This is a genomic window from Streptomyces sp. NPDC048606, assembly GCF_040650855.1.
GTDB lineage: Bacteria > Actinomycetota > Actinomycetes > Streptomycetales > Streptomycetaceae > Streptomyces.
This window is the reverse complement of sequence record NZ_JBEZIB010000001.1, coordinates 458,144-483,542: the sequence shown is the minus strand read 5'-3', so window position 1 is coordinate 483,542 and position 25,399 is coordinate 458,144. Positions and strand designations below refer to the sequence as shown.

Here is a 25,399-nt window from a genome sequence, read left to right as displayed (position 1 = left end):
GGCGGCGCCCTGCCCCGGGGCGGGGGGGCGCCGCCCCGGGCGGGGGTCAGACCTTGCGGACCACGCTCGACTTCAGCTGCATCGCCCCGAATCCGTCGATGCGGCAGTCGATGTCGTGGCCGTCGACTCCGTCGACGAGGCGGATGTTGCGGACCTTCGTACCGGCCTTGATGCCCGACGGGCTGCCCTTGACCTTGAGGCCCTTGACGACCGTCACGGTGTCCCCGTCGGCGAGCACGTTGCCGACGGAGTCCTTGACGACCCTGGCCCCCGGCGCCTCCCCGGAGCCGGAGGCCGACGGGGCCTCGGGCTGCCATTCGTGAGCGCACTCGGGGCACACCAGCAGCGCGCCCATCTCGTAGGTGTAGGCGCTCGAACACACGGGGCAGGGGGGCAGCGAATTCTCGGTCACCGCTCCAGTATGCGCGGGCGCGCGACCTGCGCGTTTCATACCTCCGGGTGAGCCGGAGGCACTCCGGGCGGCCCGCCGGCCGCACCTGCCTAGGGTGGACGCGCGCCCGATCGGGAGCGTCCCCGGTCGGGAGCGGACCGCGTCGGGGCGCCCCCGCGGGCGCGTCGTCTCGTTCACGTCCCGGGAGCTCGCGTGGCGCAGCAGTCGCAGGACTCGCAGGAGTCTCAGCAGTACACCAGGGCCCTGCGGCTGCGGCTCCGGTACCGCTACCGGTTCGACCGTCTCGTCGCCGGCGGCACGCGGCTGCTCATCGGCTGGTTCGCCCTGGCCTGCCTGATCGCCGTCGTCCCGGTGAGCGCCGTCTTCGTCTGGTCCGACCGACCGGCCCCGGCCACCCTCTCCGGGCGGCTCCTCGCCATGTGGGCCAGCATCGGGCAGACGTTGAAGATCGGCGGGGCGACCGGTTCCCCCGTCCACGTGCTGGCCTCGGTGGTGCTCGCCCTGATCGCGCTGCTGTTCGTGTCGACGCTCGTCAGTCTGATCACCACCGGCATCGACCGACGCCTCATGGCGTTGCGCCTGGGGCACTCCACCGTGGTCGAGGCCGGGCACACCGTGGTCCTCGGCTGGTCGGACCAGGTCTTCCCGGTGCTCGGGGAGCTGGTCGAGGCGGGCGCCAACCAGCGCCGGTCGGCCGTCGCCGTGCTCGCCCCGAAGGACAAGGTGGAGATGGAGGAGGAGATCGCCGCCCGGCTTCCCGACCGCGGCCGGACCCGGATCATCTGCCGCAACGGGAGCACCACCGACCCGGCCGCGCTGCGTCGGGTGAGCCCGGGGACGGCGAAGGCCGTGCTCGTCCTGCCGCCCGGCGGGGACGCGGGCGACGCGCAGGTCGTGAAGACGCTGCTCGCGCTCGACGCCGCCGTCGTCGACGCCGTCGCCCTCGGGGAGGACGGCGAGGCGGTGGTGGTGGCCGCGGTCCGCGAACCCCGCCACCACGGGACGGCCTCGCTGGCCGCCGGGCCGGCGGGACACGTGCTGTGCGTCGACGAGATCACCGCGCGACTCCTCGTCCAGACCGCGAGGCAGCCCGGTCTGTCCCTCGTCTACCAGGAGTTGCTGGACTTCGACGGCGACGAGTTCTACACGGTCCCCGCCGGCGCCCTGGGCGGGCGCGCCTTCGGCGAGGCCCTGTTGGCGTTCGCCACGTCCTCGGTGGTCGGGCTGCTGCGCGCCGACGGCTCCGTCGCGCTCAATCCGGACCCCGGCGCCGAGATCGGGGCGGGCGACCGGATCGTCGTCGTATCGCGGGACGACGACACGGCCGTGCCGCAGGACGTGTCCGGCTGCGTGGAGCCGGACGCGATCGTGACGGCCGGCCCCCGGACCCCGCCGGCCCAGCGGCTGCTGCTGCTCGGCTGGAACCGTCGCTCCCCGCTGGTCGTGGACCAGCTCGACCGGTACGTCGGCCCCGGAACCACCCTCGACGTGGTGGCGCTCGCCGGGGACGGGATCGACGCCGGCGGGCCGGTCGCCCTCGCCGTGATGCGCCGCCACCTCGAAGTGGCCTTCCTCTACGCGGACGTCACCGACGCGCGGGTGCTGGCGAAGCTGGACGTGCCGGCGTACGACGCCGTGATCGTGATGGGCGAGACGGATCCGGCGACGCTCCCCGCCCTCCCCCTCGCCCTGCCTTCCCCCACGGCCGTGGTCCCCGCCGGGCGGGCGGTCGACCCGGAGGCGCTCGCCGACGACCGGACGCTGGTGACGCTCCTGCACCTGCGGGCCGTGCAGCGGGCCGCGAACCGTCGCCTCGCGCTGACGACCGAACTGTCCGACGACGGCAACCGGCTGCTCGCGCCGGCCCGGGAGGGCGCCGACTTCATCGTGAGCGGCCACCTGATCAGCCTGTTGATGACCCAGATCTCGGAGAACCGCCATCTGGCGGCCGTCTTCGCGGAGTTGTTCGACGCGGAGGGCCACGAGCTGTACCTCAGGCCGGCCGCGGACTACGTCCGGACCGGGCGGGAGGTCAGCTTCGCGACCGTGGTCGCGTCGGCCGGGCGGCGGCGCGAGTGCGCGGTCGGCTACCGCTCGGCCGCCGGGTCGGGGACCGCGCCGGCGCACGGGGTGCACTTGAACCCCGACAAGCGGCAACGGATCCGCTTCACCGACGCGGACCGGATCATCGTGCTCGCCGAAAGCTGACCGGACGGAGGCGGGGGCCGGGGGGACCGGGGGGACCGAAGGGGCCGTGGGTTCCCGGGCCCCGGGGCGCCGGAGCCCTCCGGCCCACCCCGGCGGGGCGGGGTGGGCCGGAGGGCCCGGTCGGTCAGCCGCCCAGGAGGGTGGCCGCCGTCGCCGCCGGGACCGGGGCGAGGCCGTTCGGGCGGGCCGTGAACGTGCCGCGGCCCTGGGTGCGGCCGCGCAGGCGGGACGCGTAGCCGAACAGCTCGGCCAGCGGCACCGTCGCCGTGAGCAGCGCCGTCCCGCCCTCGGTGGTGGACCCCGAGATCCGGGCGCGGCGGGCCGCGAGGTCGCCGAGCACTCCCCCGACGCCGTCCTCGGGGACGGTCACGGTGACCTCGGCCACCGGCTCCAGGAGCTCCAGGGTGCTCGCGCGCAGGGCGTCGCGCAGCGCGAACCGGCCGGCCGCCCGGAACGCCATCTCCGAGGAGTCCTTGGAGTGGGTCGCCCCGTCCGTGAGGACCACCCGCAGGCCCGTCACCGGATGCCCGCCGAGGGGTCCCTCGGCGAGGGCGTCGCGGCAGCCGGCCTCCACGGCCCGTGCGTACTCCTGCGGGACGCGTCCGCCGGTGACCGTCGAGCGGAACTCGAAGCCGGGCCCGTCCAGTGGCTCGACGTCGAGGACGACGTGCGCGAACTGGCCCGATCCGCCGTCCTGTTTGACGTGCCGGTGGACGAAGCCGGTGACCCCGGCCACGACGGTCTCCCGGTAGGAGACCTGCGGCCGACCCACGACGACCTCCACCCCGTGGCCGCGCCGGATCTTCTCCACCGCCACCTCCAAGTGCAGTTCGCCCATCCCCGACAGCACGGTCTGGCCCGTCTCCGCGTCGGAACGCACCACCAGGGAGGGGTCCTCCTCGGTGAGGCGGGCCAGCGCGGTCGCGAGCCGGCCGGTCTCGGTGCCGCGCGCCGCCTCGACGGCGACGGACACCACCGGTTCGGCCACCGAGGGCGGTTCGAGGACCAGCGGCGCCCCGGGGGCGCACAGGGTCGTCCCGGCGCGGGCCGTCTTCAGCCCGATCACGGCGACGATGTCACCGGCCGTGGCCTCCTCCCTCTCCTCGTGCCGGTCGGCCTGGACGCGCAGGATCCGACCGATCCGTTCGGTCCGGCCGCCGCCCGCGTCCAGGACGGAGTCGCCCTTGCGCAGGGTTCCGGCGTAGACGCGCAGGTAGGTCAGCCGCCCGGTCGGGGTGGCCGTCACCTTGAAGGCGAGCGCGGTGAACGGCGCCGCCGGGTCCGGCTCGCGCCGCGTCTCGGTGTTCCCGTCCGCCGACGTGCCCCGTACGGGCGGCATGTCGGCGGGTGCGGGCAGGTAGTCGCGTACGGCGTCCAGCAGCGGTTCGACGCCGCGGTTGCGGTACGCCGAGCCGCACAGCACGACCAGTCCGTCCCCGGCGAGGGTCAGCTCGCGCAGGGCCCGCACCAGGGTGGCCTCGGTCACGGTCGAGGTGGCGCAGAACTCCTCCAGGGCGTCCGGGTGCAGTTCGGCCACGGTCTCCTCCAGCAGGCGGCGCCGCCGGGCCGCCTCCTCGCGCAGGTCCTCGGGGACCGGCGCGTCCTGCCGTTCCCCGCCGCCGGCGGGCCACAGCACGGCGCGCATGCGCAGGAGGTCGACCACTCCGGTGAAGCCGTCCTCGCGGCCGATCGGCAGCTGGACCACCAGCGGGACCGCGCCGAGCCGTTCGCGCAGGGACGCGACGGCTCCGTCCAGGTCGGCGCCGGCCCGGTCCAGCTTGTTGACGAACGCGATGCGCGGGACGCCGTACCGGTCGGCCTGCCGCCAGACGGACTCGCTCTGCGGTTCGACGCCGGCGACGGCGTCGAAGACGGCGACCGCCCCGTCGAGCACCCGCAGGGAGCGCTCGACCTCGTCGGCGAAGTCGACGTGGCCGGGGGTGTCGATGAGGTTGATGCGGTGACCGTCCCAGGTGCAGCTGACGGCGGCGGCGAAGATCGTGATGCCGCGGTCGCGTTCCTGCGCGTCGAAGTCGGTGACGGTCGTGCCGTCCTGGACCTCGCCGCGCTTGTGGACGGCGCCGGTGGCGAAGAGGATCCGCTCGGTGACGGTGGTCTTGCCGGCGTCGACGTGGGCGAGGATGCCGATGTTGCGGACGGCGCGGAGGGTGTCGTGGATCGGGGTGGCGCGCATGGCCGGGGGCCTTTCGAATGACGGGGCGTTGGCGGCGCGATGGTCCCGGTCACGGCACGGGAGCACCCCCGTCACCCCCCGTCGCGCGGCCCGAGGGGCCTGCGGAGGGGGCGGGGAGGGGAAGAGCCCGGGCGTGCGCCGGGGGCGTACGGTGACGGCCGCGCAGCCGGTCACCGCACGCGGCGGGACACCAGGATCACGTCGTACCGGCAGGGGGGAACGGAGGCGGCGGCACGGTCGGTGTGCGTACGCATGGCCTGGTTCCCCTTCTCGTCTCTTCGCTCGGCATCGGATCACGCCGGGCCCGTCGGGCGGGGCGTGTCGGTGAGTCTAGGGGCGGGGCGGGCGCGGGGGCACCGGGTTTTTCGCCGGGCCCGGCACGGCCCCCGCGCGGCGCGCGTCAGACGAGGAGGCGGGCCCGCAGGCGGGCGACGGTGTCCGGGGTGATGCCGACGGTCTCGGTGAGGTAGGCCGCGGGGGATCCGTAACGGGTCGTCAGGTCGGCGAGGACCAGCGACATGACGGTGGCCGGGGCGCGACCGTACGAGGGCCAGCGCATGGTGCGGCCGGGGTGGGCGGCGTGCCAGTCGGCGGTGAGGCGGGCGGTGGCCAGCTCGGTGAGGGCGAAGTCGGCGAGGATCTCCTCCTCGGGGACCTCCAGCAGGGTCAGGACGAAGGCGGCGATCAGGCCGGTGCGGTCCTTGCCGGAGGTGCAGTGGAAGACGGTCGGACCGGTTCCGTCCGCGATCAGTTCGAGGGCGCCGCGGATCTCCTCGACCCCGTCCTCGGCGACCTCCGCGAAGCGGTCGGCGAGGTAGCGCCAGGGGTCGACGTCCGGGTCGATGGCGGCCTGGTCGTAGGGGCGGTGCTCGATGCTGAGGTTGGCGTACGCGAAGCGCTCCGGCTCCGGTATCCGGCCCTTGGCCTCGATCTCCCAGGGGTAGCGCAGGTCGATGACGGTCCGTACTCCGAGGTCGAGGAAGCGGTCCCAGTCGGCGCCGCTCAGCTTGCCGAGGGAGTCGGCGCGGTAGAGGGTCCCCCAGGCGAGGGTGCGGCCGTCGGCGGTCCGATATCCGCCCAGGTCACGGAAGTTGTGCAGGCGTTCGAACGGGATGTGGCGGCTGTGCGGCACGGGGGCTCCTGAGTACCGGTGGGGCATGTTGCGGTGATCATCAGGATGCGGTGGGATCCGCGCCGGATTCAAGGGGCGGCGGCGGGCGGCGCGGCGACGGAACGGCGCGCGGGACGAGGGTAGTTCGGGTGGGAGCGTCCCGCTCCCACCCACCCCCTATCCATCACGTGTGACATGTGAAATATTACCTCCGCTTCGCTCGAAGCCCGACGCACCCCTCCGGAAGGCCGACCACGTTGCGCAGACGTCGCCTCGAACTCCTGCTCACCTCGGCGGGAGCGGTGATATCCCTCGCCGCCCTGACCCTGCTGTCCCCACCCGCCCAGGCGGCCACCGCGCCGCCCCCGCCCACCACACAGGTCTCCCCGCAGGCCCCCGAGCACGCCGCGGCCCCACCGCCCGCCCCGCTGGAACTCCAGCGCCAGTCCCTGCGCCGGCAGGCCCTGGAGGAGATCGCCGCCGGCGGCTCCGCCCCCGACTCCGCGCGCGCCTCCGGACTGCGGGCCGAGGCGGACGGCACCCTCCCGCGCACCGCGAAGATCGGCGATCGGTACGTCGAACTCGCCCGTGAGCGCAAGGACAAGGTGTTCGTCATCCTCGCCGAATTCGGCGAGGCCACCGACCCCCGCTTCGGCGGCACCCCCGGGCCCCTGCACAACACGATCGGCAAGCCCACGAAGGAGGACAACCACACCCTGTGGCGCAAGGACTTCGACCGCGCCTACTACCAGCGGCAGTTCTTCTCCACCGAGCCCGGATCGGCCTCGATGCGGGCCTACTACCGCCTCCAGTCCTCCGGCCGCTACGACCTGGACGGCACGGTCACGGACTGGGTCAAGTTGCCCTTCAACGAGGCCCGTTACGGCACCGACAACTGCACCGAGCCCGGCCAGTGCCGCACCAACTGGGACATGATCCGCGACGCCACGGCCGCCTGGTACGGGGCCGAGCGCGCGAAGGGCCGCACCCCGGAACAGATCCGCCGGCAGCTCGCCGAGTACGACGTGTGGGACCGCTACGACGCCGACCACGACGGGAACTTCGACGAACCGGACGGCTACCTCGACCACCTGGTGGTCGTGCACGCCGGCAAGGACCAGACCTGGGGCGGCGGCGCCCAGGGCAAGGACGCCGTGTGGGCGCACCGCTGGTTCGCGTACTGGAACCAGGCCGGCAGCGCGGGCCCGGAGGGCAACAAGGCGGGCGGCACCCCGGTCGGTGACACCGGCATCTGGGCCGGGGACTACCTGACCGGCGGCGAGAACAGCGGCGCGGGCCTCTTCTCCCACGAGTTCGGACACGACCTGGGCCTGCCGGACCTCTACAGCTCGGACGGCGACAACAGCGTCAACTTCTGGTCGCTGATGTCCTCGGCCTCCTACCTGGGCAAGGGGGCGAACACCACCGGGGAGTTCCCCGGCGACCTCGACCCCTGGAGCAAGCTCCAGCTGGGCTGGCTGGAGTACACGGAGGCCGACGCGGGCCGCCGCACCCGGGCCGTCCTCGGCGTCTCCGGCTACAACACCCGTGATCCGCAAGCCCTGTTGGTGCACCTGCCGCCGTCCGTCACCCGGACCGAGCTGGCCGACCCGTACGAGGGCGGCAGCCAGTGGTGGAGCGGTACGGGCGACTTCATGGACAACACCCTGACCCGTACGGTCGACCTGACCGGGGCCTCCTCGGCCCGGCTGGACGCCCGGGTCTGGTACGACATCGAGCGGGACTTCGACTTCCTGACGGTGGAGGCCTCCACGGACGGCGGCACCACCTGGAGCGCCCTGCCCGCCACCGTCGACGGCGCGGCCGTCCCCGAGAAGGGCCTCTCGGGCACCTCGACCGACTGGGCCGCCCTGGAGGTCCCGCTGGACCGCTTCGCCGGAACGGTTCCCCGACTGCGGCTGCGCGTCACCTCGGACGGCAACACCCATGGGCGGGGCGTCGCCTTCGACGCCGTACGCGTCACGGCGGGCGCCCCCGACGGCGCCGTGCGGGAGGTGCTGCGCGACGGCGCGGAGCAGGGCGCGAACGGCTGGACGGCCGTCAAGTGGTCTCGTACGGAGGGGCGTACGGGCAGCGCGTCCCACCCGCGCGCCTACTTCGTGGAGAACCGCCGCCACACCGGCTACGGCACCTTCCTGAAGACCGGGCCGTACAACTTCGGGTTCGGCGGCGACAAGGTGGAGTTCTACCCCTACCAGCAGGGCGTGCTGATCTGGCTCTGGGACACCGCCCACAGCGACAACACCACCAAGGCGCACCCGGGTTCGGGCATGCTGTTGCCGATCGACGCGCGGCCCGAACCGTTGCGCTTCGCGGACGGCACCCTCCTGAACGCGCGGGCCCAGACCTTCGACGCGCCCTTCTCCACCCGCGCGACGGACCGGATCACCCTGCACAGGGCGGGGGTCGCCCTGACGGTGCCCTCCCGCCCCGGCGTGGCGGTCTTCGACGACCGGCACGGCTCGTACTGGAACGCGGACCTGCCGCAGGTCGGCGTCAAGGTCCCGGACACGGGCACCCGCATCGAGATCGTGCGGGAGTCGGCGTCCACGCACCAGGCCACGATCCAGCTGACCCCCTCCCCGTGACGCCCGACGCCTGACGCCTGACGCCTGATCCCCGGCCCTGCGCCGGGGTGACGCCGCCCCGCCCCGAACCCCCGGGGCGGGGCGGCGCGCGTCCCGGCCCTGCCCGGCCCGACCACGGGGGTGCGCGGGGGGTGTGCCACCTTGGGGGAGCACGGGCCGCGGGGCGCGGGCGGAGCGACGACGAAGGCGGAGCGGGGACGGATGAGCGGCGCGGTGAGGCGAAGGACCATCGGCCTGTGGGCGCTCGGGGGCGCCTGCTGCCTGCTGCTGGCCTTCGTGGTGGGCCGCGGGGTCCTGTTCGGGCACCTCGCCACCGGGGATCCCGGGCGCGGGACCTACGTGCAGAACGCCGCGCTCGCCGACGAGGCCGGAGCCGGGGTGGAACGGATCACCCGGGCCGCACCGCCCCTCGCACGGCCGACGCCGACGCCGACGCCGACCACCGGCGCGACGCCGCCCCCGGACAAGCCGCCCTCGGACACGCCGCCCGCCGATCCGCCGCGAGCACGGGCGGTTCCCGCCGAGGCGGCGATCGGGGCGCTGTTCTCCCCCGGCGCCGACTGGGACGGCGACCACCACTGCTCGGCCTCCGTCGTCCACTCCCCCGGCGGGGACCTGATCGCCACCGCCGCGCACTGCGTGTACTCGGGCGGCTTCCGCACCAACCTCGCCTTCGTCCCCGGCTACCGGGACGGCGGCGCCCCCTACGGCGTGTGGGTGCCCACCCGCGTCGAGGTGGACCCCCGCTGGGTCGAGTCCTCCGACCCCGACTACGACGTGGCGTTCATCCGGGTGCGCCGCGCCGGCCCGCCGGGACCACGCCTGGAGGAGGTCACCGGCGCGCACCCGATCGGACTCCGCGCCGAACTGCCCACCGCCGCACGGCTGGTGGGCTACCCGAACGATTCCGAGGAGCCCCTCGGCTGCGCCGGCGCCGCCGTGCCGGCCGGGCCGACGCAGCTGCGTCTGGACTGCGCCGACGTACCGAACGGGACGAGCGGCGGCCCCGTCCTCGGCACGACGGGGCGGCTGATCGGGCTGATCGGCGGTCGGGACGGCGGCGGGGACGAACTGACCTCGTACAGCAGCGGGTTCGGCGACGGGATCGCCGCCCTCTACGAGCGGGCGATCCGGGACTGACCCCGCCCTCGGGTGAGGACCGGGCGCCTCACCCCTCCCCGGAGGGCGGAGGGGGGTGGTGCGGCGGGTAGGCGGCGGTGGCCGGAGCCGTGGGCAGGCGCCACTTGGACAGCACGCGCAGCACCGTCCACGGCGCGAGGAGGGTGTTCGGCGGGGCGGACAGGGACAGGACCCCGAAGAACGCGGCGGAGATGGCCGGGTCGGTGTTGGCCCCGACCATCACCCGGGACATGTACCCCTGGAGGAAGCGGGTGGCGCGGTCGGGCGGCGGCCCCTCCGTGCCGGGATAGCGCAGGTCCTCGCTGGTGGCGATCTGCCAGGCGACGGACGCGGCCTCTGCGGTGCGCCGCTGGAGGGTGCGGGTGGCCGCGGGGACGCGCTCGAGGGCGAGGCCGGTCAGGGCCCGGTCCAGGGCGTCCGCGCCCAGGGCGGCGACGGTCATCCCGTGTCCGTAGACGGGGTTGAAACGGCAGGCCGCGTCGCCGACGACGAGGAGGCCGTCGGGACCGTCCTCCAGGCGCTCGTAGTGGCGCCACTCGTTGGCGGTGCCGCGGAAGCCGGTGGGTTCGGAGAGCGGCTCGGCGTCGCGGATGGCGTCGTGGAGGGCGGGACTGCGCAGGCCGCGGGTGAATTCGAGGAACCCGTCGGCCTTGGTCGGCGGGGCGTGCTCGCCGTTGCCGATGAGGGTGACCAGCCAGCGGTCCCCGTCGAGGGCGACCAGCACTCCGCCGCGCGGGCTGTCGGGGCGGCCCTGTACGTACATGCCGTGCCAGCGGCGGGCGGGGTCCTTCGGGGCGGCGTAGTAGCGGCTGGAGTAGCCGAGGTGGGAGTCGTAGCGGGTGGTGCGCGGCGCGGCGTGGCCGAGGGCGGCGAGCCAGGCGGGGGTCTTAGAGGTGCGTCCGGTGGCGTCGACGACGAGGCGGGCGGTGAGCGGCTCGGTGGTGTCGCGCAGGGTCACGCCGGCGACGGAGCGGCCGTCCGGGCCGGGGTGCAGGCCGGTGACGGTGCGGCCGGCGGTGATCCGGATCCGGCCCGCGCCCTCGCGCAGCACGGCGCGGCGGACCGTCCAGTCGAGCAGTTCCCGGCTCGCGACGAGGATCGGGGCGCCCGGCACGGCGTGGAACCAGTCGGCGGGGCTGAGCCACAGGAAGTCGCGCGGGGACTCCAGCAGGGCGGCCCCGCCGGCCTTCAGCTCGTCGGTGACGCCGGGCAGCAGCCGCTCGATCACCTCCACGCCCTTGGACCACAGCAGGTGGGCGTGCCGGGACTGCGGCACGCCCGGCCGGAAGTCCGGTCCGTCCGAGGGGAGTTCGTCCTTCTCGACGACGGTCACGCGCGCGAAGCGCCGTGCGAGCACCCGGGCGGTCAGCAGCCCGGCCAGGCCGGCTCCGAGGACCAGGGCGTGGTCGTCCGTCGGCCCGTCGCCCCCCGTGCGGTCTGGGTGGTTGTCCGGAGTGTCGTCCATGCGGTCGAGTGTCCCGCCGCCGCGCCGCGCCGCGTCAGACCCCGGTCGGGGGCGGACGGATGCGCGACGGGGCGGGCGGGGGCGGTCGGGGGGCGCGCTTCGCCCGCGGCGAGCCGGGTCCCGGGGGGCGGCCGTCGATCCGGGTCCCGGCGGCCCGGCCGTCGATCCGGGTCAGGGTGGGGGCGAGGCGGCCTTGACCAGGACGTCGCCCGCGGGGAGGCGGGTGTAGAGCACCGTGCGGCCCGTGCGGCGGCGCAGGACGAGGCCGGCCTCCAGCAGCACCTTGAGCTGCCCGGCCACCGCGCCCAGGCTCAGCCCCGTCACGGCGACGAGCTGCGTCGTGGACTTGGGGCTCTCCAGCAACACCAGCACCCGTGCCCGCACGGGTCCCAGCAGCCGCACCAGCGCCCGCGGGGCGGTCCCGGCCGGGGCCCCGGCCCCGCCGACCGCCTGCGTGAGCTGCCCCTCGCAGGGGTACACCAGCGCGTGCCGCCGCCGCCCCGTCCAGGACACCCACCCGTGTCCGGGCGTCACGGGGACGAACACCAGCCCCGCGTCCCCCGACAGTTCGCGCGGCGGCCGGTCCTGGAGGTTGATCCGCAGCCGCCCCTCCCCGAGCCACGCCATGCCCGGCCGCATCCCGGACAGGGCCGCGGCCCAGCCGCCCCGGCTCAGGTGCCCGGTCCGCACCAGGACGTCGGCCTCGGCGACCCGGCGCCGCCGTTCCCAGTCGGGGCGTACGGCCCGCTCCCACACCCACTCCAGCACCTCGGCCGTCCTCGGCCCCAGGCCCCGGGCCCGGTGGAGGACCTCGGGCAGCGGTCCGGAGGCGGCGCGCAGGTCGGTACGGACCACCGCGTCCGGGGTCGCCCGGATCACGGCCAGTTCCTCCTCCACGGGGCGCCCGTCGGGCGGCGGGGTGAGGAAGCCGGCGATCCACTGCCGTCCGAAGGCGGCCCGTACGAGGGCGGCGGCGACGGGGTCGGCGGCCAGGTGGGCCTCGTAGGGCGGGAGGGTCCGCGCGAGCCAGGTCCGGTCCCCGGGGTGGGCCGCGGTGCGCCAGTGCAGGGCCATCAGGGCGGCCACGGTCTCGGCCGGCGCGGAGAGCACGAAACGGCTGCCCGCGAGCGCGTCGGTGTCGATGCGCCACCACCCCACGACCCCGCCCTCCCTTCGGCCCGTCGGCCCGTCGCCGCGTCACCCCGTCCGCCCGTCGCCCTGCCGCCTCGCCGGCGGCCGCGCGGCGTGCCCCGTCCGGGTTTCGCCCCCACGCGAAACATTAGGCGACCCGCGACCCCGCCCCGAGACTCCCCGCATGCCCCGCACCTACCGCTCGCTCGCCCGCGTGCCCGAGTTCACCCCGTTCTTCGCGGCCGCCACCCTGCGCATCGGCGCCTCCACCCTCGGCTCGCTCGCCCTCGGCGTCCTCGTCTACGACCGCACGCGCAGCCCGCTGCTGTCCGCCCTGGCCATGTTCGGCCCCTCCGTCGCCCAGGTGCTCGGCGCGACGCTGCTGCTGTCCGCCGCCGACCGGCTGCCCCCGCGCGGCGCCCTCGCCGCCCTCGCGGCGGCGGCCTCCGTCGGAACGGCCCTGCTCGCCGCGCCCGGCCTGCCGTTGTGGGCGGCGTTCGCGGTCCTGCTGGGCCAGGGTTTGGCCGACTCCCTGGCGGGCGGCGTGCGCTACGGCCTGCTCACCGAGATCCTCCCGCCCGACGACTACCTGCCGGCCCGTTCGCTGCTGGCCGTCTGCGGGGGCGTCGCGCAGATCGCCGGCTTCGCCGCCGGCGGGCTGCTGCTGACCGCGCTGTCCCCGCGCGGGGCGCTGCTGGTGGCCGCCGCCCTCGGCCTGGCCTCGGCCCTGACCGTCGTGCTCGGCCTGCGCCCCCGGGCGCCCCGGGCCGCCGGTCGGGCCGGGCCGGGCGAGACCTGGCGCGTCAACCGCCTCCTGCTCTCGCACCCGGCCCGCCGGACCCTGTACCTCGCCCTGTGGGTGCCCAACGGCCTGATCGTCGGCTGCGAGTCCCTGTTCGTCCCCTACGACCCCGCCCACGCGGGCCTGCTCTTCGGCTGCGCCGCCGCCGGGATGCTCGTCGGGGACACCGTCGCGGGCCGGTGGCTGCCCCCGCGGCTGCGGGTGCGGCTCGCGGCGCCGCTGCGGCTGCTGCTCGCCGTCCCGTATCTGGTGTTCCTCCTCGAACCGGGCCCCCTGCTGGCCGCCGGCGCCGTCGCCCTGGCCTCCACCGGCTACTCGGCCGGGCTCCTGATGCAGGAACGCCTCGTACCGCTGCTGCCCGAGGGCACCCAGGGCCAGGCGCTCGGGCTCCACTCGGCCGGGATGCTGACCCTCCAGGGGGTGTGCGCGGCGCTGGCCGGCGCGCTCGCCCAGTACACCTCCCCGGCGCTCGCGATCACCGTGCTGGCGGCCGCCTCCGTCCTGGTCACCCTGGCACTGGAACCGGGCCTGCACCCCAGTAAGCTGCGGGTCCATCCGCCGCACACCCCTTCGACCGTTCCCCGAGGTACCGCTCAGTGAGCTCCGCAGCACCCCCCGTACCCGTGACGGTCGTCGGCGTCGGCGCAGACGGCTGGGCCGGGCTCACCGCCGGCGCGCGGTCCGCGCTCGCCTCGGCCGAGGTCCTGATCGGCGGGCCGCGCCAGCTGGACCTGCTGCCGGCCGCCGAGTGCCCGGGGCTGCGCGTCGCCTGGCCCAGCCCGCTGCGCCCGGCCGTGCCGAAGCTGACGGCCGAACACGCGGGGCGCCGCATCGTCGTCCTGGCCAGCGGCGACCCGATGTTCTACGGGATCGGCCGGGCCCTGTCCGAGGAGCTGGGCCCCGACGCCCTGCGGATCCACCCGCACCCCTCCTCCGTGTCCTACGCCTGCGCCCGCCTGGGCTGGCCGGTGGAGGACACCGAGGTCGTCACCGTCGTCGGCCGCCCGGTCGCCCGGGTGGCGGCGGCGCTGTACGAGGGACGGCGGGTGCTGGTGCTCAGCGCCGGGGCCGACTCCCCGGCCGCCCTCGCGGCGCTGCTGCGCGAGCGGGGCTTCGGCCCGAGCCGGATGCGGGTGCTGGAGCGGCTCGGCTCCGAGCACGAGGACGCGTACGAGGGCCGCGCGCTGGACTGGGAGCACCCGCCCGGCGATCCCCTCAACGTCGTCGCCGTCGACTGCCGGCGCGACCCCTCGCACCCGGCGCCCCGGCTCGGCGCGACGCCCGGACTGCCGGACGTGGCGTACGAGCACGACGGGCAGCTCACCAAGCGGCACGTGCGCGCGGCGACGCTGTGCGCGCTGGCTCCGGCCCCCGGGGAGCTGCTGTGGGACATCGGCGGCGGCTCCGGCTCGATCGGCATCGAGTGGATGCGTACGCACCCGTCCTGCCGGGCGGTCGCGGTCGAGCGGGTCCCCGAGCGGGCGGCCCGCATCACCCGCAACGCGGCGGCGCTGGGCGTGCCGGGCCTGCGCGTGGTCGTCGGCGCGGCGCCGGCGGCCCTGGAGGGGCTGCCCGCCCCCGACGCCGTGTTCATCGGCGGCGGGCTGACGGCGCCCGGCCTGCTCGACGCGGCCTGGACGGCGCTGGCGCCCGGCGGCCGGTTGGTCGTCAACACCGTCACCCTGGAGTCGGAGGCGGTCCTCGCCGAGCACTACCGGCGACACGGCGGCGAGTTGGTGAAGCTGGCCGTCTCGCACGCCGTGCCGGTCGGCGGCTTCACCGGCTGGCGGCAGGCGATGCCGGTCACCCAGTGGTCGGTCGCCAAACCGTCCGCCTCGACCACCGCCTCCCCCCTCTCCGAGTCCGACACCGCGAGCGCGAAGGATCAGCCATGACCGTGTACTTCATCGGAGCGGGCCCCGGCGCCGCCGACCTGATCACCGTGCGCGGTGCCCGGACGCTGGCCGCCGCGCCCGTCTGCCTGTACGCGGGCAGCCTGGTCCCGCGCGAGCTGCTGGCCGAATGCCCGCCGGACGCGCGGCTGGTGGACACCTCGGGGCTGAACCTGGACGAGATCGTCGCCGAGTGCGTACGGGCCCACGAGGCGGGTCTGGACGTGGCCCGGCTGCACTCCGGCGACCCGTCGATCTTCAGCGCGGTGGCCGAGCAGATGCGCCGCCTGGACGCGGCCGGCATCCCCTACGAGGTCGTCCCCGGCGTGCCCGCGTTCGCCGCGGCGGCGGCCGCCCTCAAGCGGGAACTGACCGTCCCCACCGTCGGCCAGACGGTGATCCTGACCCGCGTCGCCCAGCAGGCCACGCCGATGCCGCCCGGCGAGGACCTCGCCACGCTCGGCCGCAGCGGCGCCCTGCTGGTGCTGCACCTGGCGACGCGCTACGTGGACAGGGTCGTCGAGGAACTGCTGCCGCACTACGGGGCCGAGTGCCCGGTGGCGGTCGTGGCGATGGCCAGCCGCCCCGACGAGCTGGTCCTGCGCGGCACCCTGGCCGACATCGCCCCCCGGGTGAAGGAGGCGGGCCTGGTGCGTACGGCGGTCATCATCGTGGGCCGGACCCTGGGCGCCGAGCAGTTCCGCGACAGCCACCTGTACTCCCCCGAACGCGACCGGCATGTCTGCTGAGCGGGACCCGGAGCGGGACCCGGAGCACGTCCTGGTCCTGGGCGGCACGACGGAGGCCCGCCGCCTCGCGCAGGCGCTGGCCGGCGATCCCGCGTACCGGGTGACCACCTCCCTGGCGGGCCGGGTGGCCTCGCCGGTGCTGCCGCCGGGCGAGGTCCGCGTGGGCGGCTTCGGCGGGGTCGAGGGGCTCGCGCGGTGGATCGTCGAGCACGGCGTCACCCGGGTCGTCGACGCCACGCACCCCTTCGCCGAGCACATGAGCTTCCACGCCTCGGGGGCGGGGGCCCTGACGGGGGTCCCGCTGCTCGCGCTGCGCCGGCCGGGTTGGACGCCGGGGCCCGGGGACGCCTGGACGTTCGCGGACTCCCTGGCGCACGCGGCCGATCTGGTGGCGGAACTGGGCGACCGGGTGTTCCTGACGACGGGCCGGACGGGGCTGCACGCCTTCGCGGGGCTCACCGACACCTGGTTCCTGGTGCGTTCGGTGGACCCGCCGCAGGGGCCGGTGCCGCCGCGCCTCGAAGTGCTGCTGGCGCGCGGACCGTTCGACCTGGCGCAGGAGCGGGAGCTTCTGGCCCGCCACCGGATCGACCTGCTGGTCACCAAGGACAGCGGCGGCTCCGCGACCGCGCCGAAGCTCACCGCCGCCCGTGAGGCGGGCGTACCGGTCCTGGTCGTCCGCCGTCCGCCGACGCCCGCGCACGTCCCCGAGGCGCACTCGGTGGAGGCCGCGCTCCAGTGGCTCGGCGGCGCCGACCGGGGGTCTTCCGGACCGCTGTGACGGGTCGTCCGTCCGGCGCGCGGGGGCCCTTCGGCCGGGGCGGACGGGGCCCTTCGGCGGGCGCGGACGGGCCCTTCGGGCCGTGTGGGCGGGCCGTGGGGCGAACTTTGGGGAAACACCCGCCCGGCCTGGCCCGAATCGTCCCCGTCACCCCTCCGACCGGCGCGAATACCCTCCCCCGCCGGCCCCCACCCACCCTCCGCACCCTCTAGTCTGAGGCCATGCGGATACGTCACCCCCTCGCCCTGGTCCTCGCCGCCGCGGCGCTCCTCACCGGCTGCGGAGAGAAAGCGGAGCCCCGGGGCTGGGAGCCCGACGACGCGCTCCAGCGGGCCGACGAGACGCTGGGGAAGGACATCGGCGAGGGTCGGGTGACGATGCGCGGCACCGGCTTCCTCGCGGCCGGGCTGGACAAGGCGCTGGAGACCGGCGGGGAGCGCCCGTACCGCTTCGACATCGCCTGCGACAGCGAGGAGAGCCCCCGGGTGACGCTGGTGCTGTCGCGGGAGGGCGGCGCCGGGGACCGGTCGTTCGACGTGCCGTGCGCGGCCGGCGAGGTGACGCGGCTCAACTTCCCGGCGGGCGCGCCGCTGACCGCGCACATCGAGCCCGCGCCGCAGGACGACTCGCCGCCGGCCGGGGTGCTGTCGTGGCAGTTGCTGACGGTGGACCCGCGCAGCGTCGTGGGCTGCGCCGACGTGCTGGCGGGCTGCTCGGGCTGACCGCCCGGCCGACGGGACCTGGAACGGGGACGGCGGCCCGGGGCTCCTCGCCCCGGCCGCCGTCCCGTCACCGGTCCCGTTTCCGGTCTACGCCGTCACGGGTAGCGGCGCGGGGTCCACGTCACCCGGGACCCGTCGCCGCGTTCGGTGACCCGGGTCTGCGAGGAGCCGATGAGCAGGAGCGTGCGCATGTCCACCTCGGCGGGCTCCAGTGCGGCGAGCTCGACGACCCGCACCGACTGCTCCGGGCCGCCCACGTCGCGGGCCACGACCACCGGGGTGCTCGGCGAACGCAGCTCCAGCAGCAGCTCCTTGGCCTGCGCGACCTGCCAGGTGCGGCTGCGCGAGCCCGGGTTGTACAGGGCGAGCACCAGATCGGCGGCGGCCGCCGCGCGCAGCCGTTCCGCGATGACCTCCCACGGCTTGAGCCGGTCGGAGAGCGAGACGGTGGCGTAGTCGTGGCCGAGCGGTGCCCCGGCCGCGGCGGCCGCGGCGTTGGCGGCGGTCACCCCCGGCAGGACCCGTACGGGCACGTCCTCGTAACCGGGCTGCCCGGCGACCTCCAGCACGGCGGTGGCCATGGCGAAGACGCCGGGGTCGCCGCCGGAGACCACGGCCACCCGCTTGCCGCGCCGCGCGAGGTCGAGGGCGAACTCGGCGCGCTCCGACTCGACCTTGTTGTCGGAGCCGTGGCGGACCTGCCCCGGCCTGACGGGGACCCGGTCCAGGTACGTCGTGTACCCGACGAGGACCTCCGCGTCGGCCAGCGCCCGCTTGGTCTCGGGGGTCAGCCACAGCGGCCCGGCCGGCCCGGTGCCGACGACCACGACCCCGCCGGGGCCGGACGGGACGCTGCCCGGATTGCCGATCCGGCTGGGGACGACGGCGACGGCGAAGTACGGGACGCTGTCGGGGTCGGTGTCCGCGAGGACCCCGGTCCGCTCGCCGGCCATGGTGGCGCGTTCCACGTAGCGGGCCTCGGCGAGCCGGCCGCTGCCCTCCATGGCCCGCCGGACGGCGGGGAAGGTGCGGCCGAGCTTCATCACGACCGCCGAGTCGGTGGCCGCGAGACGGGCCGTCAGCTCCTCCTCGGGCAGGGTGCCGGGCAGGATCGTCAGCACCTCCTCGCCCTCGACGAGCGGGGTGCCGAGCCGGGCGGCGGCGGCGCTCACCGAGGTGACCCCGGGGATCACCTCGGCCTCGAAGCGGTCGGCGAGCCGCTTGTGCATGTGCATGTAGGAGCCGTAGAAGAGCGGGTCGCCCTCCGCGAGGACGGCGACGGTGCGCCCGGCGTCCAGGTGGGCGGCGAGACGGGCGGCGGAGGCCTCGTAGAACTCCTCCATCGCGCCCTGGTAGCCGCCCGGGTGGTCGGTGGTCTCGGTGGTGACCGGGTAGACCAGCGGTTCCTCGACGTGGTCGGAGCGCAGGTGCTTCGCGGCGATCGAGCGGGCGATGGACCGGCCGTGGCGGGCGCTGTGGTAGGCGATGACGTCGGCCTCGGCGATGACCTCGACGGCCCGCAGGGTCATCAGGGACGGGTCGCCGGGGCCGAGCCCCACTCCGTACAGCTTCCCCCGGGCGGCGCTGTGGTGACCGGTGCTCATTCTTCCTCGCTCGCGATCGCGTTGACGGCGGCGGCGGCGATGGCGCTGCCGCCGCGCCGGCCCCGCACGATCAGGTGGTCGAGGCCCGAGGGGTGGGCGGCGAGGGCGTCCTTGGACTCGGCGGCGCCGATGAAGCCGACGGGCACGCCGATGACGGCGGCCGGGCGCGGGGCGCCCTCCTCGATCATCTCCAGCAGCCGGAACAGCGCGGTCGGGGCGTTGCCGACGGCGATCACGGAGCCTTCCAACAGGCCCTGGTCGCGCCAGACTTCGAGGGCCGCGGCGCTGCGGGTGGTGCCCATCCGCGCGGCGAGTTCGGGCACGGACGGGTCCGACAGGGTGCAGACGACCCGGTTGTCCGCGGGCAGCCGCTTGCGGGTGACCCCGCTGGCGACCATCTGGACGTCGCACAGGATCGGGGCGCCTGCGCGCAGGGCGGCGCGGGCGCGCAGGACGACCTCGGGGGTGTAGCCGAGGTCCTGGGGGAGGTCGGTCATACCGCAGGCGTGAATCATGCGCACCGCGACCTGGGCGACCGAGGCGGGCAGCCCGGAGAGGTCCGCCTCGGCGCGGATCGTGGCAAAGGACTGGCGGTAGATCGCGGCGCCGTCCTTCTCGTACTCGAACACGGTGTTCTCGCTCATTTCTTCACTGCGGCGTGGATGGCTGCGGCTTCGGTGGGTGGCGCTTCGGCGGGCGGCGCCTCGGCGGGTGCGGGGGTGCCACGTGCGGCCGCGAGGGCCGTGGCGAGGTCGGGGTGGTGCGGAAACCGCCGCCCGTGGACGGAGAGTTCGTAGCCGTCGGGGGTGGCGAGCGCGTCCACCCAGGCGGTGCCCCGGGGGTGGCCGCAGCGGCGCGGGCAGCCCGACCAGTGCACGGGCAGCGGTCCGCGCGCGGCCCGTACGAGGTCCAGCGCGTCGGCGCGCACGTCCGCGAGGGACTTGGCGCAACCGGGGCGCCCCGTGCAGGCGGTGACGGACTCCCAGGGGTCGTCGGGGGCCAGGACGAGACCGGCGGCCTCGACGCGGGCGGCGGCGCCGGATCCCGCGCGGGGCACGACGACGCTCCGCCAGGGGGTGACCCGCAGCCCGCCGGGGGCGCCGTCGGTGTCGGGGGCGTCGGCGGCGGCTTCGGCCAGGATCCGCCACTGCGCGGAGGTCGCCCGGCCGAGCGGGGGCAGTACGCACAGCGACCCGTACCTGCCGGCGGGGGCGCCCCAGGGCTTCGGCGGGGGCGCGTACGGCCACGCCGGGTGCACCGGCGCGGTCGCCGCGATCCCGGCGGCGGCCAGCCGTTCGGTGAACCGGGCGGTGTCCGGGGCGTGTTCGGCGGGGAGTTCGGCGACGCGCCAGGCGCGGGTGCCGGCGGCCTCGGCGGCGTCCAGGAAGTACAGGGCGGCGAGCAGGGCCGCCCGGGGCGCGTCCGCCGCGGCCACCTTGACCGCGTCGGCGGCGGCGCCGAGGCGCACCAGCGCGCGGGGGGCGTGCGTCGCGTCCTCGGCGCCCGCCGCCCGGCCGAGCACCGTCACGTCGGGGTCCAGGGCGGCGACGTCACCGCGCCCGTCGTCGAGGGCGAACAGGAACCGGCCGGACAGGGCGGCGGCCCGGCTGCTCGCGCACAGCAGCCGGTCGAGTTCCCGCACCCACGGCGCCACGTCGGGGCGGCCGTCGTCGAAGAGCCCGGACAGCGGGGTGGCGACGATGTTGCGGACCCGCTCGTGGCTCGGGGCGGGCAGCAGCCCGGCCCCGTCGAGGACCTCGGCGAGCCCGGCGCCGCAGCCGTCGGGCAGGCCGCGCAGTTGGACGTTGCCGCGCGAGGTGAGTTCCAGCCGGCCGTCGCCGAAGCGGTCGGCGGCGAGGGCGAGGGCGAGGGCCTGCGCGGTGGTGAGCAGCCCGCCGGGGATCCGGACGCGCGCCAGGTGCCCGTCGTCCGCCGCGTGCAGGCGCAGTGCGCCGGGGCATGCGTCACCGCGGTCCCGTATGACGGGTTCGTCCCGCGGTGCGGCGGAGGGGGGCTGGGGCATGGCCGCGAGCATACCCACGAATCCGGCGCCCCGACCTGTGGCCGTCGCCACCCGGCCCCGCGCCCCCCGACACCCACCACCACCCCACCCACCGGCCCGAACCCCGCTCCCGCACCCCGCGCCGCGTCCCGACCGCCCGGGCCCGGACCGCGCCGCGCCCCCGGCCGCCACCGCGCCCACAGCTCCCCCGGCCCCGGCACGGCCCCGCTCCCGCCCCGCGCCGAGCGAAGCCCCGGTCCCGTGTCCGCCCCGACCCGGACCCCGCACCCGGCACGTGCCCGCCCCCTGACCCCGCCGCACCCCCGGCCGGCGCCCCACCGCGCCCCACGGGCGCCCGCCCCGAGCGGAACCCCGCTCCCGCCCCGCGCCGAGCAGGACCCCCGGACCCGCGCCCGCCCGGGCCCGAACCGCGCCGCGCCGCCGGCCGCCACCGCGCCCTCGGGGCCCCCGGCCCCACCCCGTTCCCGCCCCCGCGGCCGGCCGTCCCACCGCGCGGTTCGGCCCCGCCCATCGGCCCGGATCCCGCCGGGACCCTTCCGGCGCCGCCTCCACCGGGCCCCGCGGGCAGCCGCAGGCAGCCTCGGCACCGGCCTGCGGGGCGTTTGCGCCGCGTTCCGGCGGGCAGGGCCTTCGCGGCGGGACCGTCGTGGATCCGCCTCCCGACCCCCACTGCCGACCAGGGGCCCGGCCCCCTAAGATGACCTTCCGACGGGCCGCTCGGCCCGTCATCGCCGAGGACGGCGACATGGGAGGAAGCCCGGTGAGATTCCGGCGCGGTCCCGCCACTGTGAATCCCGCGGAACGCTCCGCGGGGTGAGTCAGGAACTCCCGCTGTCCTCACTGCCCGGGGCGCGGAAACCCCGAGGAAGGCCTGCCGCCGCATGATCCTGCTGCTGTCGACGTCCGACACCGATCTGCTCAGCGCCCGCGCCGCGGACGGCCCCGTCCCGTACCGGTTCGCGAACCCCTCCCGGCTCCCCCTCGACGACCTGCCCGGTCTGCTCGACGGGGTCGAGCTGGTCGTCGTACGCCTCCTCGGCGGGCTGCGCGCCTGGCAGGAGGGGCTCGACCTGCTGCTGGCCGCCGACCAGACCCGTCCCGTCGTGGTCCTCACCGGCGAACAGGCCCCGGACGCCCAGCTGATGGAGGCCTCCACGGTCCCGATCGGCATCGCCGCCGAGGCGCACGCCTACCTCGCGCACGGCGGCCCCGCCAACCTCGACCAGCTGGCGCGCTTCCTCTTCGACACCGTGCTCCTGACCGGCCACGGCTTCGAGCCCCCGGCGGCCTCCCCCACCTGGGGTCCGCTGGAGCGCACCGCGCCGGCCGACGCCGCGGGCCCCGAGGTCGCGGTGCTCTACTACCGCGCCCACCAGATGAGCGGCAACACCGCCTTCGTGCACGCCCTGTGCGACGCGATCGAGGCGAAGGGCGGCCGGCCCGTCCCGCTCTACGTCTCCTCCCTGCGCACCCCCGAGCCGGAGCTGCTGCGCGCCCTGGAGTCCGTCGACGCCGTCGTCACCACGGTCCTCGCGGCCGGCGGCACCCGCCCCGCGACCGCCTCGGCGGGCGGGGACGACGAGTCCTGGGACGCGGGCGCGCTCGCCGGCCTCGGCGTGCCGATCCTCCAGGCGCTGTGCCTGACGGGTTCGCGCGGCACCTGGGAGGAGAACGACGAGGGCCTGTCCCCGCTCGACGCCGCCACCCAGGTCGCCGTCCCGGAGTTCGACGGCCGCCTGATCACCGTCCCGTTCTCCTTCAAGGAGATCGACGAGGACGGCCTCCCCTCCTACGTCGCCGACGCCGAGCGCGCCTCCCGCGTCGCGGGCATCGCCGTGCGCCACGCCCGCCTGCGCCACATCGAGCGCCGCGACAAGCGGCTCGCGCTGGTCCTGTCCGCGTACCCGACGAAGCACTCGCGCATCGGCAACGCGGTGGGTCTGGACACCCCGGCCAGCGCCGTGGAGCTGCTGCGCACCCTGATCGCCGGCGGCTACGACTTCGGTCCCGTCGAGGAGATCCCCGGGCTGGTGTCGGGCGACGGCGACGACCTGATCCGCGCCCTGATCGAGGCGGGCGGCCACGACCAGGACTGGCTGACCGAGGAGCAGCTCGCCCGCAACCCCGTCCGCATCCCGGCCGCCGACTACAAGCGGTGGTTCGCGGAGCTGCCGGCCGAGCTGCGGGGCAGCGTCGAGGAGCACTGGGGCGAGGCCCCGGGCAACATGTTCGTGGACCGCAGCGCGAACCCCGAGGGCGACATCGTCCTGGCCGCGCTGCGCCGCGGGAACCTGCTGATCCTGATCCAGCCCCCGCGCGGCTTCGGCGAGAACCCGATCGCGATCTACCACGACCCGGACCTGCCGCCGTCGCACCACTACCTGGCCGCGTACCGCTGGATCCAGGCGGCGGCCGAGGACGGCGGCTTCGGCGCCGACGCGATGATCCACCTGGGCAAGCACGGCAACCTGGAGTGGCTGCCGGGCAAGAACGCGGGCCTGTCCGCGGCCTGCGCCCCGGACGCCGCGCTCGGCGACCTCCCCCTCGTCTACCCGTTCCTGGTCAACGACCCGGGCGAGGGCACCCAGGCCAAGCGCCGCGTGCACGCCACGCTGGTCGACCACCTGGTGCCGCCGATGGCGCGCGCGGAGTCGTACGGCGACATCGCCCGCCTGGAGCAGCACCTGGACGAGTACGCGCAGATCAGCGCGATGGACCCGGCCAAGCTGCCGGCGATCCGGGCGCAGATCTGGACCCTGATCCAGGCGGCGAAGCTCGACCACGACCTGGGTCTGGAGGAGCGTCCGGACGACGACGGCTTCGACGACTTCCTGCTGCACGTCGACGGCTGGCTGTGCGAGGTCAAGGACGCCCAGATCCGTGACGGTCTGCACGTCCTGGGCGGCGCCCCGACGGGCGAGGCCCGCGTCAACCTGGTCCTGGCGATCCTGCGGGCCCGTCAGATCTGGGGCGGTACGACGGCCCTGCCCGGTCTGCGCGAGGCCCTCGGCCTCGACGAGTCGGCCGCCACCCGCACCTCGGCCGACGCGGTGGAGGAGACGGCGCGCGGTCTCGTCCAGGCGATGGAGGACGCGGGGTGGGACCCGGCCGCGGTGGCCTCCGTGGCGGCGGACCACGGCCCCGACGTGGCGGCGGTGCTCACCTTCGCCGCGCACGAGGTCGTCCCGCGCCTGGGCGGCACGACGGACGAGATCGCGCACGTGCTGACGGCCCTGGACGGCGGCTTCGTGCCGGCCGGCCCGTCGGGCTCGCCGCTGCGCGGGCTGGTCAACGTCCTGCCGACCGGCCGCAACTTCTACTCGGTGGACCCGAAGGCCGTCCCCTCCCGCCTCGCGTGGGAGACGGGCCAGGCCCTGGCCGAGTCCCTGCTCACCCGGTACCGCACCGACCAGGGCGAGTGGCCGGCCTCCGTCGGCCTGTCCCTGTGGGGCACGAGCGCGATGCGCACGGCGGGCGACGACGTGGCCGAGGCCCTGGCCCTGCTGGGCGTGCGCCCGGTCTGGGACGAGGCCTCCCGCCGGGTCACCGGCATCGAGGCGATCCCGCTCGACGAGCTGGGCCGTCCCCGCATCGACGTCACGCTGCGCATCTCGGGCTTCTTCCGTGACGCGTTCCCGCACGTCATCGGCCTGCTGGACGATGCGGTGCGGCTCGCGGCCTCGCTGGACGAGCCGGCCGGGGACAACTTCGTCCGGGCCCACGCCCAGGCGGACCTGGCCGCCCACGGCGACGAGCGCCGCGCCACCACCCGCATCTTCGGCTCGCGCCCGGGTACGTACGGGGCCGGCATCCTCCAGCTGATCGACTCCCGCGACTGGCGCACCGACGCCGACCTGGCGGAGGTCTACACGGTCTGGGGCGGCTACGCCTACGGCCGCGGCCTGGAGGGGCGTCCGGCCCGCGACGAGATGGAGAGCGCCTACAAGCGGATCACGGTCGCGGCGAAGAACACGGACACCCGCGAGCACGACATCGCCGACTCGGACGACTACTTCCAGTACCACGGCGGCATGGTGGCCACCGTCCGCGCCCTGCGCGGCACGGCCCCCGAGGCCTACATCGGTGACTCGACCCGTCCCGAGACGGTCAAGACCCGCACGCTCGTCGAGGAGACCAGCCGCGTCTTCCGGGCCCGCGTGGTCAACCCGAAGTGGATCGAGGCGATGCGTCGCCACGGCTACAAGGGCGCCTTCGAGCTGGCGGCGACGGTCGACTACCTCTTCGGCTATGACGCCACGACGGGCGTGGTGGCGGACTGGATGTACGACAAGCTGACCGAGACCTACGTCCTGGACCCCACGAACCGCGCCTTCCTGGAGGAGGCCAACCCGTGGGCCCTGCACGGCATCGCGGAACGCCTCCTGGAGGCGGAGTCGCGCGGCATGTGGGAGAAGCCGGACCCGCAGGTCCTCGAAGCCCTGCGCCAGGTCTACCTGGACACCGAGGGCAACCTGGAGGCCGAGGCGGAATAGCCGCCCGCGGCCCCGCCCCGGACGCCCCCGCCCCTCCCTCCGAGGCGCGGGGGCGTCCGCGTG

Annotated in this window: 17 protein-coding genes and 1 riboswitch; of the genes, 9 read left to right on the top strand and 8 right to left on the bottom strand. The window is 75.8% G+C overall.

Features of this window, described 5'->3' with window-relative positions:
• Nucleotides 1–46 precede the first annotated feature (46 nt).
• Complete coding sequence (locus AB0D01_RS01935; RefSeq protein WP_363053008.1) at nucleotides 47–412, bottom strand: zinc ribbon domain-containing protein YjdM; 366 nt, start codon at nucleotides 410–412, stop codon at nucleotides 47–49.
• A gap of 192 nt (nucleotides 413–604) precedes the next feature.
• On the opposite strand from AB0D01_RS01935, the gene AB0D01_RS01930 reads away from it, so the two are divergent.
• Nucleotides 605–2,620 carry an NAD-binding lipoprotein gene (locus tag AB0D01_RS01930; RefSeq protein WP_363053007.1) on the top strand — a complete coding sequence of 672 codons (2,016 nt, stop codon included), beginning with the start codon at nucleotides 605–607 and terminating at the stop codon, nucleotides 2,618–2,620.
• A gap of 124 nt (nucleotides 2,621–2,744) precedes the next feature.
• Here AB0D01_RS01930 and fusA read toward each other — a convergent pair whose 3' ends face one another.
• Both fusA and AB0D01_RS01920 read right to left on the bottom strand, forming a co-directional pair.
• Nucleotides 2,745–4,814: an elongation factor G gene (gene fusA / locus AB0D01_RS01925; RefSeq protein ID WP_363053006.1), complete on the bottom strand. Its 2,070-nt coding sequence runs from the start codon at nucleotides 4,812–4,814 to the stop codon at nucleotides 2,745–2,747.
• A gap of 400 nt (nucleotides 4,815–5,214) precedes the next feature.
• A complete protein-coding gene (locus tag AB0D01_RS01920; protein WP_363053005.1) occupies nucleotides 5,215–5,946 on the bottom strand; it encodes a tyrosine-protein phosphatase in 732 nt (243 codons plus the stop codon).
• A 236-nt stretch (nucleotides 5,947–6,182) separates the two neighbouring features.
• Between AB0D01_RS01920 and AB0D01_RS01915 the strand changes: the two genes are divergently transcribed.
• Nucleotides 6,183–8,534: an immune inhibitor A domain-containing protein gene (locus AB0D01_RS01915; protein WP_363053004.1), complete on the top strand. Its 2,352-nt coding sequence runs from the start codon at nucleotides 6,183–6,185 to the stop codon at nucleotides 8,532–8,534.
• 213 nt (nucleotides 8,535–8,747) lie between these two features.
• A complete protein-coding gene (locus AB0D01_RS01910; protein WP_363053003.1) occupies nucleotides 8,748–9,674 on the top strand; it encodes a trypsin-like peptidase domain-containing protein in 927 nt (308 codons plus the stop codon).
• A 28-nt stretch (nucleotides 9,675–9,702) separates the two neighbouring features.
• On the opposite strand, the gene AB0D01_RS01905 is transcribed toward AB0D01_RS01910, so the two are convergent.
• Complete coding sequence (locus AB0D01_RS01905) at nucleotides 9,703–11,139, bottom strand: FAD-dependent monooxygenase (protein ID WP_363053002.1); 1,437 nt, start codon at nucleotides 11,137–11,139, stop codon at nucleotides 9,703–9,705.
• A 171-nt stretch (nucleotides 11,140–11,310) separates the two neighbouring features.
• A complete protein-coding gene (locus AB0D01_RS01900) occupies nucleotides 11,311–12,297 on the bottom strand; it encodes a winged helix-turn-helix domain-containing protein (RefSeq protein ID WP_363053001.1) in 987 nt (328 codons plus the stop codon).
• A gap of 157 nt (nucleotides 12,298–12,454) precedes the next feature.
• Here AB0D01_RS01900 and AB0D01_RS01895 point away from each other — a divergent pair, with 157 nt between their 5' ends.
• The 5 genes from AB0D01_RS01895 (at nucleotide 12,455) to AB0D01_RS01875 (ending at nucleotide 17,216) form a co-directional block, all read left to right on the top strand.
• Nucleotides 12,455–13,672 carry an MFS transporter gene (locus tag AB0D01_RS01895; protein WP_363053000.1) on the top strand — a complete coding sequence of 406 codons (1,218 nt, stop codon included), beginning with the start codon at nucleotides 12,455–12,457 and terminating at the stop codon, nucleotides 13,670–13,672.
• Nucleotides 13,669–14,967 carry a precorrin-6y C5,15-methyltransferase (decarboxylating) subunit CbiE gene (gene cbiE, locus AB0D01_RS01890; protein ID WP_363052999.1) on the top strand — a complete coding sequence of 433 codons (1,299 nt, stop codon included), beginning with the start codon at nucleotides 13,669–13,671 and terminating at the stop codon, nucleotides 14,965–14,967. The genes AB0D01_RS01895 and cbiE overlap by 4 nt, the downstream gene beginning before the upstream one ends.
• Nucleotides 14,964–15,713: a precorrin-4 C(11)-methyltransferase gene (cobM, locus tag AB0D01_RS01885; protein WP_363052998.1), complete on the top strand. Its 750-nt coding sequence runs from the start codon at nucleotides 14,964–14,966 to the stop codon at nucleotides 15,711–15,713. The genes cbiE and cobM overlap by 4 nt, the downstream gene beginning before the upstream one ends.
• Entirely contained in the window at nucleotides 15,703–16,494 is a 792-nt protein-coding gene (locus tag AB0D01_RS01880) for a cobalt-precorrin-6A reductase (protein WP_363052997.1), read from the top strand. Before cobM ends, AB0D01_RS01880 begins: the two co-directional genes overlap by 11 nt.
• A gap of 221 nt (nucleotides 16,495–16,715) precedes the next feature.
• Nucleotides 16,716–17,216 (top strand): hypothetical protein, encoded by a 501-nt coding sequence (locus AB0D01_RS01875; protein ID WP_363052996.1) that lies wholly within the window; start codon nucleotides 16,716–16,718, stop codon nucleotides 17,214–17,216.
• Nucleotides 17,217–17,311: 95 nt separating this feature from the next.
• On the opposite strand, the gene AB0D01_RS01870 is transcribed toward AB0D01_RS01875, so the two are convergent.
• The 3 genes from AB0D01_RS01870 to AB0D01_RS01860 are packed head-to-tail and all read right to left on the bottom strand — an operon-like array spanning nucleotide 17,312 to nucleotide 20,843.
• The gene (locus AB0D01_RS01870; RefSeq protein WP_363052995.1) at nucleotides 17,312–18,820 is read right to left on the bottom strand and encodes a precorrin-2 C(20)-methyltransferase; all 1,509 of its coding nucleotides are present in this window, start codon (nucleotides 18,818–18,820) and stop codon (nucleotides 17,312–17,314) included.
• On the bottom strand, nucleotides 18,817–19,464 hold the full coding sequence (locus tag AB0D01_RS01865) for a precorrin-8X methylmutase (protein ID WP_363052994.1): 648 nt from the start codon (nucleotides 19,462–19,464) through the stop codon (nucleotides 18,817–18,819). Before AB0D01_RS01865 ends, AB0D01_RS01870 begins: the two co-directional genes overlap by 4 nt.
• Entirely contained in the window at nucleotides 19,461–20,843 is a 1,383-nt protein-coding gene (locus AB0D01_RS01860; protein ID WP_363052993.1) for a cobalamin biosynthesis protein CobG, read from the bottom strand. The genes AB0D01_RS01865 and AB0D01_RS01860 overlap by 4 nt, the downstream gene beginning before the upstream one ends.
• Nucleotides 20,844–21,534: 691 nt before the next feature.
• Nucleotides 21,535–21,692: riboswitch (cobalamin riboswitch) on the top strand.
• 32 nt (nucleotides 21,693–21,724) lie between these two features.
• Between AB0D01_RS01860 and cobN the strand changes: the two genes are divergently transcribed.
• Nucleotides 21,725–25,336, top strand: coding sequence for a cobaltochelatase subunit CobN (gene cobN, locus AB0D01_RS01855; RefSeq protein ID WP_363052992.1), 3,612 nt, complete (start codon nucleotides 21,725–21,727; stop codon nucleotides 25,334–25,336).
• Nucleotides 25,337–25,399: the final 63 nt, after the last annotated feature.

Excerpts from the sequence above, each read along its gene's own strand:
- fusA (WP_363053006.1), bottom strand. The coding sequence starts at position 4,814 with ATGCGCGCCACCCCGATCCACGACACCCTCCGCGCCGTCCGCAACATC.
- AB0D01_RS01905 (WP_363053002.1), bottom strand. The coding sequence starts at position 11,139 with ATGGACGACACTCCGGACAACCACCCAGACCGCACGGGGGGCGACGGG.
- AB0D01_RS01895 (WP_363053000.1), top strand. The coding sequence starts at position 12,455 with ATGCCCCGCACCTACCGCTCGCTCGCCCGCGTGCCCGAGTTCACCCCG.
- cobM (WP_363052998.1), top strand. The coding sequence starts at position 14,964 with ATGACCGTGTACTTCATCGGAGCGGGCCCCGGCGCCGCCGACCTGATC.
- AB0D01_RS01880 (WP_363052997.1), top strand. The coding sequence starts at position 15,703 with ATGTCTGCTGAGCGGGACCCGGAGCGGGACCCGGAGCACGTCCTGGTC.
- AB0D01_RS01875 (WP_363052996.1), top strand. The coding sequence starts at position 16,716 with ATGCGGATACGTCACCCCCTCGCCCTGGTCCTCGCCGCCGCGGCGCTC.
- AB0D01_RS01870 (WP_363052995.1), bottom strand. The coding sequence starts at position 18,820 with ATGAGCACCGGTCACCACAGCGCCGCCCGGGGGAAGCTGTACGGAGTG.
- AB0D01_RS01865 (WP_363052994.1), bottom strand. The coding sequence starts at position 19,464 with ATGAGCGAGAACACCGTGTTCGAGTACGAGAAGGACGGCGCCGCGATC.
- AB0D01_RS01860 (WP_363052993.1), bottom strand. The coding sequence starts at position 20,843 with ATGCCCCAGCCCCCCTCCGCCGCACCGCGGGACGAACCCGTCATACGG.
- cobN (WP_363052992.1), top strand. The coding sequence starts at position 21,725 with ATGATCCTGCTGCTGTCGACGTCCGACACCGATCTGCTCAGCGCCCGC.